14 protein-coding genes and 1 pseudogene are annotated in these 16,334 nt (G+C 64.1%); 8 read left to right on the forward strand and 7 right to left on the reverse strand.

Annotation, left to right across the window (positions count from 1 at the left end):
* The gene (rnr, locus tag MRY75_RS06315; RefSeq protein WP_292306296.1) at positions 1-2,289 is read left to right on the forward strand and encodes a ribonuclease R; all 2,289 of its coding nucleotides are present in this window, start codon (positions 1-3) and stop codon (positions 2,287-2,289) included.
* Here rnr and MRY75_RS06320 read toward each other — a convergent pair.
* Entirely contained in the window at positions 2,264-2,986 is a 723-nt protein-coding gene (locus MRY75_RS06320) for a glutathione S-transferase family protein (RefSeq protein ID WP_292306297.1), read from the reverse strand. The two genes, rnr and MRY75_RS06320, sit on opposite strands and share 26 nt — an antisense overlap.
* Before the next feature lie 83 nt (positions 2,987-3,069).
* Here MRY75_RS06320 and MRY75_RS06325 point away from each other — a divergent pair.
* The 4 genes and pseudogenes from MRY75_RS06325 to MRY75_RS06340 all read left to right on the forward strand — a co-directional run bounded on the left by MRY75_RS06325 (position 3,070) and on the right by MRY75_RS06340 (position 6,883).
* Positions 3,070-3,776 (forward strand): annotated as a pseudogene (locus tag MRY75_RS06325) (YafY family protein).
* 78 nt (positions 3,777-3,854) lie between these two features.
* Entirely contained in the window at positions 3,855-5,198 is a 1,344-nt protein-coding gene (locus tag MRY75_RS06330; RefSeq protein ID WP_292306298.1) for a lytic murein transglycosylase, read from the forward strand.
* A gap of 56 nt (positions 5,199-5,254) precedes the next feature.
* Positions 5,255-6,031 carry an NAD(P)H-dependent oxidoreductase gene (locus tag MRY75_RS06335; RefSeq protein ID WP_292306299.1) on the forward strand — a complete coding sequence of 259 codons (777 nt, stop codon included), beginning with the start codon at positions 5,255-5,257 and terminating at the stop codon, positions 6,029-6,031.
* A gap of 75 nt (positions 6,032-6,106) precedes the next feature.
* On the forward strand, positions 6,107-6,883 hold the full coding sequence (locus tag MRY75_RS06340) for a transglutaminase family protein (protein ID WP_292306300.1): 777 nt from the start codon (positions 6,107-6,109) through the stop codon (positions 6,881-6,883).
* Positions 6,884-6,886: 3 nt separating this feature from the next.
* On the opposite strand, the gene MRY75_RS06345 is transcribed toward MRY75_RS06340, so the two are convergent.
* The 6 genes from MRY75_RS06345 to MRY75_RS06370 all read right to left on the reverse strand — a co-directional run bounded on the left by MRY75_RS06345 (position 6,887) and on the right by MRY75_RS06370 (position 12,640).
* Entirely contained in the window at positions 6,887-7,366 is a 480-nt protein-coding gene (locus MRY75_RS06345; RefSeq protein WP_292306301.1) for a hypothetical protein, read from the reverse strand.
* Positions 7,366-7,848 carry an RNA pyrophosphohydrolase gene (locus MRY75_RS06350; protein WP_292306302.1) on the reverse strand — a complete coding sequence of 161 codons (483 nt, stop codon included), beginning with the start codon at positions 7,846-7,848 and terminating at the stop codon, positions 7,366-7,368. The genes MRY75_RS06345 and MRY75_RS06350 overlap by 1 nt, the downstream gene beginning before the upstream one ends.
* Before the next feature lie 55 nt (positions 7,849-7,903).
* On the reverse strand, positions 7,904-9,244 hold the full coding sequence (locus MRY75_RS06355; RefSeq protein ID WP_292306303.1) for a S41 family peptidase: 1,341 nt from the start codon (positions 9,242-9,244) through the stop codon (positions 7,904-7,906).
* Positions 9,241-10,371 carry a peptidase M23 gene (locus MRY75_RS06360; RefSeq protein WP_292306304.1) on the reverse strand — a complete coding sequence of 377 codons (1,131 nt, stop codon included), beginning with the start codon at positions 10,369-10,371 and terminating at the stop codon, positions 9,241-9,243. Before MRY75_RS06360 ends, MRY75_RS06355 begins: the two co-directional genes overlap by 4 nt.
* Positions 10,368-11,885, reverse strand: coding sequence for a 2,3-bisphosphoglycerate-independent phosphoglycerate mutase (gpmI, locus tag MRY75_RS06365; RefSeq protein ID WP_292306305.1), 1,518 nt, complete (start codon positions 11,883-11,885; stop codon positions 10,368-10,370). Before gpmI ends, MRY75_RS06360 begins: the two co-directional genes overlap by 4 nt.
* 113 nt (positions 11,886-11,998) lie before the next feature.
* Positions 11,999-12,640: a CDP-alcohol phosphatidyltransferase family protein gene (locus MRY75_RS06370; protein ID WP_366934910.1), complete on the reverse strand. Its 642-nt coding sequence runs from the start codon at positions 12,638-12,640 to the stop codon at positions 11,999-12,001.
* 124 nt (positions 12,641-12,764) lie between these two features.
* On the opposite strand from MRY75_RS06370, the gene MRY75_RS06375 reads away from it, so the two are divergent.
* The 3 genes from MRY75_RS06375 to MRY75_RS06385 all read left to right on the forward strand — a co-directional run bounded on the left by MRY75_RS06375 (position 12,765) and on the right by MRY75_RS06385 (position 16,327).
* Positions 12,765-13,970 carry an ABC transporter substrate-binding protein gene (locus tag MRY75_RS06375; RefSeq protein WP_292306306.1) on the forward strand — a complete coding sequence of 402 codons (1,206 nt, stop codon included), beginning with the start codon at positions 12,765-12,767 and terminating at the stop codon, positions 13,968-13,970.
* Between the two features lie 82 nt (positions 13,971-14,052).
* A complete protein-coding gene (locus tag MRY75_RS06380) occupies positions 14,053-15,696 on the forward strand; it encodes an ABC transporter permease (RefSeq protein WP_292306342.1) in 1,644 nt (547 codons plus the stop codon).
* Positions 15,689-16,327 carry an ATP-binding cassette domain-containing protein gene (locus MRY75_RS06385; protein WP_292306307.1) on the forward strand — a complete coding sequence of 213 codons (639 nt, stop codon included), beginning with the start codon at positions 15,689-15,691 and terminating at the stop codon, positions 16,325-16,327. Before MRY75_RS06380 ends, MRY75_RS06385 begins: the two co-directional genes overlap by 8 nt.
* Positions 16,328-16,334: the final 7 nt, after the last annotated feature.

Consider the following 16,334-nt stretch of genomic DNA (forward strand, 5'->3'; position numbering starts at 1 on the left):
ATGAGCAAATTGCCGACCAAGGCGGACATCCTCGACTGGATCGCCGCCAACCCGACCCTCACCGCGAAACGCGACATCGCCAAGGCCTTTGGCATCAAGGGTGCCGCGCGGATCGACCTCAAGCGCCTGCTGAAAGAGCTGGAGGCCGAGGGTCATCTAGAGAAGCGCAAGAAGACGTACCGTGACCCGGATCGTTTACCGCCTGTGAGCGTGTTGCAAGTGAAGGCACCGACGCCGGATGGCGATCTCTATGCCCGTGCGTTGGAATGGCACGGCGAAGGGGTAGAGCCGATCATCCTCGTGATCCCCCGCGCCTCAGACCCTGCCTTGGGCGAAGGCGACCGTATCCTTGCGCGGCTTCAGGTCGTGCATGAGGAAGACCACAATTACGAAGCCCGCCTGATCCGCCGCATCGGCACGAACCCCCGCAAGGTGGTGGGCATCTTTGCCAAATCCTCGGAAGGTGGGCGGATCAAGCCGATCGACAAAGGGTCGGACAAGGAATGGGTAGTGGCACCAGACGCCACCGGTGGGGCCAGGGACGGCGAACTGGTCGAGGCGGAACAGGCCGGGCCAGCAGGCCGCATGGGCCTGCCCCGCGCGCGCATCGTCGAACGGCTGGGTGACCCAAGCGCACCGCGCGCGGTGTCGCTGATCGCCATCCATCAGCACGGCATCCCCGACGATTTCCCCGACGACGTGATCACCGAAGCGGACGCGATGAAACCGGCGGGGCTCAAGGGCCGGACCGACATGCGGGACATGCCGCTGATCACCATCGACCCGGTCGATGCCCGCGACCGCGACGATGCCTGCCTTGCCTATCCCGACGATGATCCGAAGAACGAGGGCGGCCACGTGATCTGGATCGCCATCGCGGATGTGGCCCATTACGTGACCTCAGGATCGGCGCTCGACCAGGAGGCTCGCAAGCGCGGCAATTCCAGCTATTTCCCCGACCGCGTGGTACCAATGCTGCCCGACCGTCTGTCTGGCGATCTGTGTTCGTTGCACGAAGGGGTGCCACGTGCCTGTGTGGCGGTGCGCATGGTGATCGACGCGCATGGCAACAAGATCAGCCACAGCTTTCAGCGCGGGTTGATGCGCTCGGTCGCGTCGCTCGACTATCGCACTGTTCAAGACGCGATGGACGGCACCCCGAACGACAAGACAGCGCCGTTGATGGACGACGTGATCCGCCCGCTTTACGCCGCCTATGCCGCGCTGCGCGAGGCGCGGAACCGGCGTCAGCCGCTCGATCTTGATCTGCCGGAACGCAAGATCATCCTGGCCGAGGATGGCACGGTACAGTCCGTCAATTTTGCCGACCGACTTGATGCGCACCGGCTGATCGAGGAATTCATGGTGCTCGCCAATGTCTGCGCCGCCGAAACCCTGATCGCCAAGCGCACGCCGCTTCTCTTCCGCGTGCACGAAGAACCGCCGCCCGAGAAGATGGAAAGCCTGCGCGAAACCGCCGAAGCGGCGGGGCTGACGCTGGCCAAGGGGCAGGTGCTCAAGACCGCGCAACTCAACCGACTGCTGCACGACGCTGCCGGATCGGACGAGGCGGAGCTGATCAACCTCGCCACGCTGCGGTCCATGACGCAGGCCTATTACAGCCCCGCGAATTTCGGGCATTTCGGCCTCGCGCTACAGAACTACGCGCATTTCACCTCGCCCATCCGGCGCTATTCCGACCTGATTGTGCACCGCGCCCTGATCAAGGCGCATGGCTGGGGCGACGATGGCCTGACGCCCGAAGACATCGAGCGGCTCGAGGCGACAGCGCAGCACATCAGCGACACCGAACGCCGGTCGATGATGGCCGAACGCGACACCACCGACCGCTATCTGGCCGCCTTCCTGTCGGACCGCATCGGGGCCGAATTTACCGGCCGGATCAGCGGCATCGCCCGCTTTGGCGTCTTTGTGAAGCTGGACGAAACCGGGGCCGACGGGCTGATCCCGATCCGGTCGCTGGGCAACGAGTATTTCCATTTCGACGCCGATGCCGGAACGCTCATGGGGTCCGACACCGGCGTGATGATCGGGCTGGGCCAGCGCGTGACCGTCAAACTGGTCGAGGCGGCTCCGGTGACTGGCGGAATCGGGCTTGAACTGCTGACGCTTCAGGACGCCGAATTGCCCAGCGGATCAGGCAAGGGCCGCATGGGGCGCGGCACCCGCCCCAAGGGCAAGGGCGGCCCGAAGCGCAAGCTGGCCAAGGCAAAGAAGAAAGACGCCAAGACCAAACGCAAGATCACGCGGCGGCGGCGGAACGGGTGAATTTCGGATAGATCGCCGCCCTCCCGCGTTCGATATACGCCATCAGTGTCTTGTTACCCCGTACCGCGCGCCGAATTGCGGTATCGGCGGGCAGGCCTGCCAGCATGCTGAGCACGGGAACAGCGGTCGTATCCGGCGCGGTGGGGTGATCGGCGAGCAGGAACGGCTTGTCCCACAGCAGGTCGGTCAGACAGTCAAGGTCCGGAGTCAGGCATTGCATGCGCTGGTCTTCGGTCATGCGGGCAAAGCCCTGCCCTTTCAGCCCGTTCCGAACCTGACGCCGCACCATCGTCGCCACGACGCCGCGCATCGGCAATGGCACGCTCCCGAAGGCTCGGGGCACGAGTTCCGACCAGCACCGATCATCAAGCCACCGGTCATGTGCCACCGCAACGCGAAGATGTTCCTCGACCATGCGGATCAGGGCATGGCCCAGCACCCGGTCCCTGGATGACAGGCCGGGATAGAAGTCCGCGCCGCGCTTTTCCAGATAGGTCTGGATGAACCCGCTTTCCGGGATGATGCCATCCGGCGTGCGCAGCGCGGGCAGGCGTCCAAGCGGTGCGTCAGAGGGCATGCTGACATATTCGGGACGCCACTCTTCGCCAGACATCTCGAGTTGGATCATCGTCTTGACGCAGAACGGGCTCAGGCTGGGTTCATCGAATCCGCCGGGGTAGGTGATCAGTGTTAGCATCGGGTCTCTCCGGAATGTTTCTGGGATCGGAGTAGATCGAAATACTGTCAGTTTTTGTCAGCATGACGTAGAATGCTCTGATCATGAGCCGCACCCATCGCCTGTTCCAATTGATGCAAGCGCTGCGCAGTTTGCCTGCGCCAGTGACTGCCCTGCAATTGGCCGAGGCGACAGGGGTCTCGCCACGCACGCTCTACCGAGACATCGACACCCTGCGCGAGCTTGGCGCGGTGATCGACGGTGAGGCCGGGTTTGGCTACACGCTGATCGAGGACGCGCATTTGCCACCCTTGGGATTCAAGGATGACGAGCTTGAAGCGCTGGTTCTTGGCCTGCGCGAGGTTGCCGCAGTCGGCGACCCGGCACTGGCCGACGCTGCCCGGAGCGCCCTGACCAAGCTGCGCGCCCGACTGCCGGAACGACAGGCCCACCGCCTTCGACACTCGGTTCTTGTGGCGCATCGCTTCCATCCGCCCGCTTTGCCCCAGATCGACTCAGGCACCCTCCGTGAAGCGTGCTGGGAAGAGCGGATTGTCGGTTTCGCTATACCGACAAACAAGGGGCCTCGACCCAGCGCGAGGTCAAACCGCTGAGCATCATGCTTTTCGATCAATCGCACTGCCTTCTGGCCTGGTGCCTCAAGCGCGATGATTACCGGGCGTTCCGGTTGGATCGCATGTCAGACCTGCACGTGACCGACCGGTCCTTCCGCCCAGGACGGGTGCCGTTGCTCAAGACCTACCTCGACAATCTCAATGAAGCGGCAGGAGACCGCTTGGTGCGCTTTTGATCCCTTCGCAAAAAGCCCGAGTCGCGCTAAGATTGAGAAAAGTCCGGAAAACGGACACGAGCAGCAGGGGTTGAAGACATGCGGTATCTGGTGATCGCCTCGGTATTGGCAGTGACGGGGTCCATGGCCCCGGCTCAGACAGGCGACGACACCACCCGCCCGGTCAGCCGATCCACCACAGACAGCGAAGTCAGCCGCAGCGCCGTGTCGCTTCTGTCCGTCAGCGCCCCCGTGCAGTCCCTGCGCCCGGCCTTGCGGCCTGCCGTCACCGATACACCCGAAAGACTTGTGCCCGCTGCCACACAATCCGGCTTCGAGGACTGGATCAGGGGCTTCCGTCCCCGCGCCTTGCGGCAGGGGATTTCGGCAGACGTGTTCGACCGCGCCTTCGCCGGGGTGCAATACGACGCCGACGTGATCCGCCGCGACCGCAACCAGTCGGAATTCACCAAGACGATCTGGGAGTACCTCGACAGTGCCGCCTCCGATGCGCGGGTCAACAGCGGCAAGGCGGCGCTGCGCAAAAACGGCGCGCTGCTGGAGCGGATCGAGGCGCAGTACGGCGTCGACAAGGATGTGATCGTTGCGATCTGGGGGCTTGAGAGCGCCTATGGCACCTTTCGGGGATCGAACTCGGTGATCGGGTCTCTGGCGACCCTGGCTTATGACGCGCGGCGCAGCGACTTCTTCGAGGCGCAACTGGTCGAGGCGTTGAAGATCCTGCAAAGCGGCGACGTGCAGCTTGCCAACTTCAAAGGCAGTTGGGCCGGGGCGATGGGGCACACCCAGTTCATCCCGACCTCGTACCAATCGCTGGCGGTGGATTTCAACGGCGATGGCAAGCGCGACATCTGGTCGGAAGATCCCGCCGACGCGCTGGCCTCGACCGCCAATTACCTCGCCAAGAACGGATGGGTGAAAGGCATGCCTTGGGGCGTCGAGGTGCGCATCCCGCAAGGGTTTGACTACACGCTCGCCAATCGCGACATCCTGCGCATGCCGTCAGAATGGGCGCAGATCGGGATTGTGGCTCTGGATGGGAAAGCAGTCCCGGATCATGGGTCTGCCTCGGTCCTCTTGCCAGCCGGGGCCAAAGGGGCGGCCTTCCTGATCTTCAAGAATTTCGACGTGATCGAAACCTACAACACCGCCGATGCCTATGTGATTGGCGTGGGCCACCTGAGCGACCGGATCACCGGCGCGGGGCCAATCCGGTCCGAGTGGCCGCGCGAGGATCGCGCGCTGACCTTCGACGAACGGATCGAGATGCAGCGCCTGCTGACCGCCAAAGGGTTCGACACGAAAAAGATCGACGGCAAGGTCGGGCCTTTGACCATCAACGCGGTGCGGGCGTTCCAAAAGTCGATTGGCGAGATTCCCGATGGCTATGCCTCTTTGAACATCCTCAAGAAACTGCGCTAGGCTGTGCTCCGAAACGGTGGGGTGATCCCCTGCCCCATCGGCGAAAGGCCTGACCCATGCCAACAACCCTGATCGTTCTCGCGCATCCTGACCGGCGCTCGTTCAATGGCGCGTGGTCCGATGCCACAGAGGCGGCGGCGCGGGCGCAGGGGCATACGGTTCTGCGGTCGGATCTCTGCCAGATGGGATTCGATCCTGTGGAGCGGGCGGCGCACTATGCCGACTGGCCGGATGCCACTCCCTTCGACCCACTGAAGGCGCAGGAAGGTGCTGCAGAGACCTCGACGACGCCTGCCGATGTGGCTGCGGAAGTCGCCAAGATCAGACAGGCCGACCGGATCGTCCTGCACTTTCCACTGTGGTGGTTCGCGCCGCCTGCCATACTCAAAGGCTGGTTCGACCGCGCGTTTCAGCATGGCGCGCTGCATGACGTGGACAGGCGCTTTGACACCGGGCTGTTCCGGGGAAAGCGCGTCCTGATGTGCGTGACCACCGGCTCCAGGGCCGAGGAAAGCGCCCATAACGGCAAAGAGGGCGATGTCCGGCTGCTGCTGTGGCCGACCGCCTATACGCTGCGCTATCTGGGGTTCGATGTGCTGGAACCTGTGGTGGTGCACGGGGTGCATGGCTATCACCGGGGCGACCGAAAGACAGAGCTGTCCGCGCGACTTGAGGCGACCCTTGCCGCACAGCACAGCGTCATTGCCGGGTTCGACACCCATCCGCTTCTGACCTTCAACCAGGACGATGACTTCGATGATCAGGGCCGACTGCGCCCCGACAGGCCCAGTTATTCGCCCTTCATCCGGCATGCCGACACACCCGGCGATTAGACTGTTTGCGTTGGTCGCGGTCGCAGACTACACGCGGCCAAACCGTCACCACAGTATCAACCCGGAAAGCCCGCCGTGATCCTGAGCATCAACGTGCATTTGCAATATCGTTTGTCGCGTCCCACTGACCTGCTGTTGCAGATCGAGGCCGCCGATCTGTCGGATCAAAACGTCAGGCAGACCAGGACGCGTTTTTCCGAGGTCGCGAATGTCTCGCGCATTGCAGCCGATGATGGCTTGGGCGAGCGAATCTGGCTGCGCGCCGATGGTCTCTTCCAATTTGATTACAGCGCCGAGATCGAGATCGACCGCCCCAAACGTGACCTGAGCACCCTGCCCGCAACGCCCCCGCACCAGTTGCCGGGCGAGGCTGTGCGCTACCTCATGCCCTCGCGCTATTGCCCATCGGACGAATTCCAGACCTTCGTCGCGGCCGAGTTCGGCAACCTGTCCGGCGGTGCCCAGATCGCCGCAATGCGCGACTGGATCGAGCGGTCGTTTCAATACGTGCCCGGCGCCAGCAACGCGCAGACCACCGCACTGGACAGTTTCGTGCAGCGCCAGGGCATCTGCCGCGACTATGCGCATGTTCTGGTGACGCTCGCCCGTGCCGCGACGATCCCCGCGCGTTTCGCCAGCGTGTATGCACCGGGCGTGACGCCGCCGGATTTTCATGCTGTGGCCGAAGTCTATCTGGACGGCGCATGGCATCTGGTCGACCCGACAGGCATGGCCACATCGCAGAATATCGCGATCATCGGGGTCGGCGCGGATGCGGCCAATGTCGCCTTCCTCAACATCTTCGGGCAGGCAGAGTTCGTGGCGCAGAGTGTTTCGGTAAGCCCCGTCTGAGGGTCAGTCGACCACGCAGTCATCACCCCGAAAGCAGGCCAGTGCTTTCTGCTCCTGCTCGGCCGTTGGTTGGGCATAGGTCATGCCGGGGCATGGGCTGATCTGCAGGACCCAGTTGCGATCCTCCAGCATCAGGAACGCCAGATGGTCACCCTTTGACGTGCCACCACACCACGGACCAAGGCAGGACACGCGCAGGATCACATCGCGTTCGAACGGTTTGGTGAAGCCATCCTTGGTCAATGAAAATCCGGCCAGCCACCCCGTCACATCCACGCTGTCGCGCGCACGGGTGGTGCGCTGGTCGCCGCGGTCGGGAAGCTCGGTTTCGTCGAAGAACAGATCGCCTTTGACGATGATGTAGGTGTCGTCGGACTCCGCCGCCCTTTGGTAGTCGCGCGCGATATCGGGTGCCATGCAACTTAAAGCGAATGCTGGCTGCGCCAGTGCCAGCAGACCGGCAAGGGCAAAGCCCAGACGCATCAGAGGTGATCCCTGAACGCAGCCAGCACCCGATCATAGACATGCCGCTTGAAGGGCACGATGTTGTGGATCAATTGATCCGGGTCCATCCATTTCCAGCGGCTGAATTCCTGATGCTCGGTCGCGATATCGACCTGATCATCGGTGCCGAGAAACCGCATGAGAAACCACTTCTGCTCCTGCCCACGATAGCGCCCCTTCCAGAGTTTGCCGACAAGATCATGCGGCAGATCGTAGGGTATCCAATCCTTGGTCTCGGCCTCGATCTTGACCAGAGAGGTCAGCACGCCGGTCTCTTCCCAAAGCTCGCGCAGCGCGGCATCTCGGGGGGATTCGCCTTCGTCCACACCGCCCTGCGGCATCTGCCAGGCGGGGCCGGGATTGTCGATCCGCTGCCCGACAAAGACATGCCCGTCACGGTTCACCAGCATCACGCCGACACAGGGACGGTAGGGCAGGCGTGCAATCTCTTCGGGGGTCATCGTCTGGGCCTTCGCAGTGCTGCGGCGCAGGGACTCCCCGCGCCGCCTGTGGGTCTTAGTCGTTCGACGGCTGCAGCGCGGTCAAACCCTTGAGGATGTCGATGGCATAGGCCAGTTGATAATCCTCTTCCCGCAGCGCTGCAGCGGCTTCGGCCTTGGCCCGGTCGGCTTCGATCTGTTGGATCTCGTCCTCGGTCAGGCTGTCATTGTCGAGGCTGCCGCGCAGGTCGGCCTCGGACCGGTTGAAGACGTTCGATTCCTCTTCGTCCTCAGCGCTTGCTTCCGGACGGCGCGGTTGCGCCACCACGATGTCAGGCGACACGCCCAGCGCCTGAATCGACCGGCCCGACGGCGTGTAATACCGCGCCGTGGTGAGGCGCATCGCCCCATCGCCCCGCAGCGGCATCACCGTCTGGACCGACCCCTTGCCAAAGGACTTGGTCCCCACGACGATGGCACGGCGGTGATCCTGAAGCGCACCGGCGACGATCTCGGACGCCGACGCAGAACCACCGTTGATCAGAACCACAATCGGCTTGCCCTCTGCCAGATCCCCCGGCGTCGCGTTGTAGCGGTCGCCGTCTTCGGGGTTGCGGCCACGGGTGCTGACGATCTCGCCCTTTTCGAGGAACGCATCGCTGACCCGGATTGCCTGATTCAGCAGACCACCGGGGTTGTTGCGCAGGTCGAGCACGATGCCTTCGACATTGTCCATGCCACCGGCTGCTTCAACCTGTTCCGCTAGCCCCTCTTCAAGGTTGGTGTAGGTCTGGTCGTTGAACGTGGTCACGCGCAGGACAACCGCATCACCCTGAAGCCGTGTACGAACGGCGGTCAGCTTGATCGTGTCGCGGATGATCGACACGTCGAACGGTTCCGCCTCGCCTTCGCGCACGACGGTGATGATGATCTCGGACCCGACCGGGCCGCGCATCATGTCGACCGCCTCGTCCAGCGTCAGGCCCAGAACGGACGCGCCGTCCACATGGGTGATGAAATCGCCCGCCTCAATCCCGGCCTCGTCGGCCGGCGTGCCGTCGATGGGCGACACGACCTTCACAAAGCCTTCTTCCTGCGTGACTTCGATGCCAAGACCGCCGAATTCGCCGCGTGTCTGCACGCGCATGTCGGCAGCATCGTCGGGCGACAGGTAGCTTGAATGCGGATCGAGTGAGGTGAGCATGCCGTCAATGGCGGCTTCGATCAGATCACCGGCATCGACCTCTTCGACATATTGCGCGCGGATGCGTTCGAAAATGTCGCCGAACAGATCAAGCTGTTCGTACACGTTTGTGGTGCGGGCGCTTTCCTGCGCGACCAGCGGACCCACGAATTGCGTCGTCGCCACGATGCCTGCAAGTGTGCCGCCCATGGCTGCCATGACTACTTTTTTCATTCGGTCCTTCCCTTATCCTCTGTGAACCACCCAAGGGGGTCCTCTGGCGTGTCGCCCAACCTCACCTCTATATAGAGCGTTTCGGACAGCGCTTCGCCAGCCCTTTCACCGGATGGTGATTGAATATCGTCGGTTTCGCCCGCCGGACCGCCCATCAGACCAATGGGACTGCCTTCGGGGATCACCTGCCCGGTTTCTCCGAACACGGTGTCGAGGCCCGCAAACACGAACAGGATATCGGGTTCGGGCTCGAGAATACTGACCAGCCCGTAATCCAGCAGCGGACCCCGATAGCGGATGGTCGCAGCCGTCGGCGTCGTCACGAGCGCGCGCGGGCGGGTGGCGATCAGCACACCGGGGCGCGTCACGCCAGCGGCATCGGTTTCACCCGCACGACGCAGGATTTCGCCGGTCACGGGCAAGGGCAGACGCCCCTTGCGGTTGCGCGCAGCGGGCAGATCGAGATCGGCCTCGTTCTCGGAAATCTGGCTGAGCCCAGCCGCGAATCCATCCAGCGTTTCCGACGCGGCGATCAGCAGGGCTGTCTTGACCGGGTCTTCGGTAAACTTGCGTGGCAGGTCCGTGCGGTCGGCCATCGCCTGGCTCAGTTCGGTTCGGGCGGTCTGGATGCTGGACAGACCGGCTTGCAGGGTGTTGGCGGCGTCCTGCTGCAACTGGCGCAACACCGCCGCCTCTTCGACATCGGCGCGCAAACCAGCGGCGGCGGCGGACAGGGCAGGCGTGACCGATGCCATCAACAGCCCAGCGCGTGCCGCACCGATGGGGCCATCGGGATGCACGAAGTTCTGCGGTCCCGCACCGGGCCCAACCGCCGCCAGGGCCGCCAGAAGACGCGCCACCTCTGCGTCGCGGGCGTCGAGATCGCGGCGCAGCTCGGTTTCACGGATGGATGCGGCGCGCAGGCCATCGCGCATTGCGGCAAGCCCGGTCTCGAACGCCTGAACCGCCTCGGTCAGCGCGCGCACCCTGTCTCGTGCCGACTCGGCCGCGTCGAGCTTGGCTGTGGCATCTTCCAGCTGCACCATCGCGCTGCGCGCCGCCTCGGCCGGGGTCTGGGCCGAGAGTGGCACGCCGATCAGGCAGAGAAGAAGCGCCAGATGCCTCATGAGCGGATCAGGTTTGTCCCGGTCATTTCATCCGGCTGCGGCAGCCCCATCAGCGCCAGCAGCGTCGGCGCGAGATCGGCCAGCCGCCCATCGGCCAGCGTGGCGCCCTCCGGCCCGCCATACAGCACCACGGGAACAAGGTTCGTGGTATGCGCCGTATGCGGCCCACCGGTTTCGGGATCGACCATCGTTTCGCAATTGCCATGATCCGCCGTGACGATCATCGCGCCACCCGCCTTTTCGACAGCGGCCAGCACCTTGCCCAGACCGGCATCTACCGCCTCGCAGGCCTTGATCGCGGCGTCCAGATCGCCGGTATGACCCACCATATCCGGGTTCGCGTAATTGGTGACGATCAGATCATACCCCGCCTCGACCGCCGCGACGAATTTCTCGGTCACCTCATCCGCTGACATCTCGGGCTGCAGATCATAGGTCGCCACGTTCGGGCTTTTGGGCATGTAGCGGTCTTCGCCCTCTTCCGGCGTTTCCTGCCCACCGTTCAGAAAGAAGGTCACATGCGGGTACTTTTCGGTCTCCGCCAGCCGGAACTGTTTGCGACCATGTTTTGAGACCCATTCGCCCAGCGTGTTCCGGATCTCCTGCTTCGGGTACGCGGTAGTCATGTAGGCGTTGTGGGCCTTGGAATAATCCACCATGCCCAGCAGACCGGACAAGTCGGGCTTCTCCCGCTCGAACCCGTCGAAGTCCGGGTCTCCGATGGCGGCCAGGATCTCGCGCGCCCGGTCGGCGCGGAAGTTGAGGCAGAAGAACCCGTCTCCCGCAGTCAGACCGCTGTATTCCCCGATCACGCAGGGTTCGATGAATTCATCGTTCTGACCCTTGGAATAAGCCTCGTCCACAGCTTGAGCCGCCGTGCCAACGCGGGTCCCCTGCCCCAGGATCATCGCGTTATACGCCCGCTCGACCCGGTCCCACCGCGTGTCGCGGTCCATCGCGAAGTACCGCCCGATCACGGTGCCGATGCTGGCATCCTCCGGCAGGCTGCCCACAAGATCATCGACAAACCCCTTGGCCGAGGTCGGCGCAACGTCGCGCCCGTCGGTGATGGCGTGCAGCACCACCTCGACGCCCTGATCCGTCAGCGCCTTCACCGCCGCCTTGATATGGCTGATATGCCCATGCACCCCACCGTCCGAGACCACACCCATGACATGCGCGCGGCCACCCGCGTCCTTGACCGCCTTGGCAAACTCAAGGATCGCCGCGTTCTCGAAAAAGCTGCCGTCTTCGATGGCAAGGTCGATCTGGCCCAGATCCATCGCCACCACCCGGCCCGCGCCGATATTGGTGTGCCCCACCTCGGAATTGCCCATCTGCCCGCTCGGCAAGCCCACATCCGGGCCATGCGTAACCAGCGTCGCGTGGGGGCAGGTTGCCATCAGGTGATCCATCGTCGGCGTGTTCGCCAGCTTGGGTGCATTCGCCGTCGGATCGTCACGCAGGCCCCAGCCGTCGAGGATGGTCAGAACGACAGGTTTCGGGGTGGTCATGGGTGCTGTCCTCTGCTCGGCCCGGTCTTGCGCGCGGTGTAGCAGAGGTGGCGCGGGATGTGGAGAGGGCGGTTCACCGGAGTGTTCTCGTATAGGGCGGGTTCAAAGTCGCCTCACTGGAAGACCCGCCACCCTGCCATCCACCGTGTCAGGGTGGTGATCGCGCAGAGCGCGGCAAAGCCGTAGGCAAGCCATGGGAACGCCAGCGGGAACAGGCACATGGTAACAAAGAGCACAATGGTCTCGGTGCCTTCGGTCAGGCCGCCAAGGTAGTAAATGCCCTTGCTCGGGTACTCGTCAGAAGTGATCCCGCGCTTTTCGGCAATGATCGAAAACGCCAGAAAGCTTGATCCGGTGCCGATGAAACTGCAGATCAGCAGCGCGGCGGGCAGCGCGTTGGTCGCTGGATCGTGCAGCGCAAACCCCAGCGGGAACAGCCCGTAGAACATGAAGTCCAGCGCGATGTCGAGAAACGCGCCGCGATCCGTCGGATGGGTCAGACGCGCCACGGCACCATCCAGCCCGTCAGCCAGACGGTTCAGCAGCAGGCACAGCAGCGCCAGACCGAACAGGCCCATCCAGACCGCGATCACGCTCAGAAGCCCGATCCCGAAGCCCACCAGCGTGATCTGATCCGCGCTGATGCCGCGCGCCACAATCGCCCGCGCCGGGCGGTCGATGGCGCGTTTGATATGCGGCAAAAGGGCGGCGTCGATCATGGAATTCTCTTCGAACGGATGGCGTGTCTTCGCCATAGCCGCCATACATCATGCGGGCCAATGAAATCTTTCACACCTGTTTGTCATTTGACCGGATCGGGGTAGTGCTGGTCTTAACGGGCAAACCGGGGCGTTTGCCTCCAAGATCAGGACCATACCCATGCGCAAGCTTCTCGCCGTCACCGCCGCCATCGCAACCGCCTTTGCCGCCCATGCGGAACCGGACCCCACGAATTGGGAAGCGGTCACCGAAGAGGCGCGCGGCCAGACGGTCTACTGGAACGCGTGGGGCGGGTCCGACACGATCAACAGCTTCATCGCGTGGATCGGCGACCGGGTGAACGAGGACTACGGCGTCACACTTGAACATGTGAAGCTGTCGGACACCGCCGATGCGGTCAGCCGCGTTCTCGCGGAAAAGACCGCCGGCAAGGACGAAGGCGGCGCGATCGACATGATCTGGATCAACGGCGAAAACTTCGCCGCGATGAAGGACCAGGACCTGCTTTTCGGCCCGTGGGTCGAAGCGATGCCAAGCTGGGCCAATGTCGATGTGGCGGGCAAACCGGCGGTGATCTCGGACTTCACCGTGCCCACCGACGGTCTTGAGGCACCCTGGGGCATGGCGCAGGTGGTGTTCTACTATGACACCGCACGGCTCGCGACCCCGCCCACCACAATGGAGGCGCTGGCCGCCTATGCCGCCGCCAATCCGGGGCGCTTCACCTATCCGCAGCCGCCCAACTTCCTGGGCTCGACCTTCCTCAAACAGGCGCTGATCGAATTCGTGCCCGACGCCTCGGTTCTGCAGGCCCCGGTCGATGAGGCCGATTACGACGCCGCCACCGCCGCCTTCTGGACCTTTATGGACGGTCTCACCCCGACCCTCTGGCGTCAGGGCCGCGCCTATCCGCAGAACGAATCCCGCCAGATCCAGTTGATGGCCGATGGCGAGATTGACCTTGCGATCAGCTTCAACCCCAACGAGGCCAGCAACGCGATCGCAAATGGCCAGTTGCAGAACACCGTCCGCACCTTCGTGATGGACGCGGGCAGCATCGGCAATGCCAGCTTTGTCGCAATCCCCTACAACGCCAATGCCAAGGCGGGTGCCATGGTGGTGGCGAATTTCATGATGTCCCCCGAGGCACAGGCGATGATGCAGGACCCCGAGGTCTGGGGCCTTGGCACCGTGCTCGATCTGGCCAAGCTGTCGGGTGAAGACCGTGCCCGCTTTGACGCGCTGGAACTGGGTATCGCCACGCTGCCGCCGTCGGAACTCGGCGCAACCCTGCCCGAGCCGCATCCGAGCTGGATGGTCAAGCTCGAGGAAGACTGGACCGAACGGTACGGCGTCGCGCAATAGGCACCGGGTGTCCCTGCGCTGCGACACGACATCGGCGCGGGCCCGGTTTCTGCCCTGGGCCCCGCTTCTGACCCTCGCCATCATGGTCGGCCCGGTTGTGGCCGGGGTTCTGGGCACGCTCGCCCCCGCCTTCGGCTACATGCCGGCCCTCGGGGGTGACGCGATCACCCTCAGCGCCTTTGCGATGCTCTTTGACTGGCCCGGCATCACCCGCGCCAGCACCCTCAGCATCACCACCGGGATCGCGTCGACCGCCCTGTCCCTGCTCCTTGTCGCCCTGATCTGCGCCGCTTGGAGCGGGTCCCGCGCGTTCCGCATCATCGAACGGATGCTGTCGCCGCTCCTGTCGGTCCCGCACGCCGCCGCCGCCTTCGGGCTGGCCTTCCTGATCGCCCCATCTGGCTGGGTCGCGCGGGCCACCTCGCCATGGCTCACCGGATGGGACAGGCCGCCGGACCTGCTGATCCTTCAAGACCCTTACGGCCTGTCCCTGATCGCCGGGCTGGTGGTCAAGGAGGTGCCATTCCTCTTGCTGATGACGCTGGCGGCCCTCAGCCAAATCCGCACGCAACAGGCGCGCGACACCGCGCTGGCGCTGGGTTATTCCCCCGTGACCGCTTGGTTCAAGACCGTCTTCCCCCGCGTCTATGCGCAGATCAGACTGCCGGTCTTTGCCGTTCTCGCCTTCTCGATGACCGTGGTGGATGTGTCCCTGATCCTTGGCCCGACAACGCCCACGACCTTGTCCGTGCAAATCCTCAAATGGATGAACGATCCCGATCTGAGCATGCGCTTTCTCGCCTCGGCCGCCGCCGTCTGGCAGCTTGCGCTGGTGGTCGGCACGCTCCTGCTGTGGCGTGTTGGTGAAATCGTCATCGCGGCACTGGGCCGTCGCTGGGTGGCCTCCGGCGCACGCGGCGGGGCAACGCGCACCATCCGCGCCCTGTCGTTGACCGCTGCCCTGCTCAGCGCCAGCGCCATCGTCTTCGGCATCCTTGGCCTGCTTGTCTGGTCCTTCGCCGGGTTCTGGAGCTTCCCCGACCTGCTGCCGGGGGCCTTCACGCTCAAGACATGGATGCGCCACGCGATGAACCTCTGGCCCATCGTGGCCGAAACCCTGATCATCGCCTCGGCCTCCACGCTGGTCGCACTGCTTCTCACCCTCGCCTGTCTCGAAGCCGAAGAGCGTCACGGTCTCCGGCCCGGCAGCCGGGCGCTCTGGTTGCTCTACGTGCCGCTGATCGTGCCGCAGATCGCCTTTCTGACCGGGCTTCAGACGCTCGCCATCTTCACCGGCATCGACGGCAACAGAACCGCCGTGATCGCGGTACACATCATCTTCGTCCTGCCTTATGTGTTCCTGTCACTGGCCGATCCCTTCCGCGCATTGGACGCGCGCTATGGCCATGTGGCCCGCGCCTTGGGGGCGGGCTGCGACGGGGTGCTCTGGCGGGTGCGCCTGCCGATGCTGCTGCGCCCGATCCTGACAGCCGCAGCCGTCGGGTTCGCCGTCTCCATCGGGCAATACCTGCCCACCCTGCTGGCCGGGGCGGGCCGGGTGCAGACCCTGACGACCGAGGCCGTCGCTTTGGCCTCCGGGGGTGACCGGCGGGTGATTTCGGTCTATGCGCTCAGCCAGACGGCACTGGCGCTCTTGCCCTTTGCTTTTGCACTGTTCGTTCCCGCCATCATCTGGCGCAATCGCAAGGGGCTGCGCCATGCCTGATCCCGGACTGACCCTTGATCGCGTGATCATCCAACGCGACGGGCGCACCCTTGTCGACATCTCCGACCATGTCGCGCCGGGCGAGGTGCTGACCGTCATGGGGCCAAGCGGCTCCGGAAAATCGACGCTGCTGTCCTACATCATCGGAACGCTGGACACCGGGTTCCATGCGGCAGGGCGCGTGATCCTGAACGGCACCGACATCACCGATCTTGCGCCCGAACAGCGGCACGTCGGGATTCTGTTTCAGGACGAACTGCTGTTTCCGCATCTGTCGGTCGGCGAAAACCTCGCCTTCGGACTCCGCGCTTCGGTCAAGACCCGCGCCGCGCGCCGCGCGCAGATCGACGCAGCACTTGAGGACATCGGTCTGGCGGGCTTTGCCGACCGCGATCCGGAAACCCTGTCAGGCGGCCAAAAGGCGCGGGTGGCGCTGATGCGGATGCTGCTCTCCGGTCCGAAGGCCTTGCTGCTGGATGAACCGTTCTCCCGGCTCGACACCGAACGCCGCGACCAGATCCGCGCGCTGGTCTTCGATCAGGCCCGCGCCAAGGGGTTACCTGTTCTGCTGGTCACCCATGACCACGCCGATGCCGACGCGGCGGGTGGCCGGGTACACAGGCTCGATTAACCCGCGC

This window comes from Marivita sp., from assembly GCF_022763305.1.
Lineage (GTDB): Bacteria > Pseudomonadota > Alphaproteobacteria > Rhodobacterales > Rhodobacteraceae > Marivita.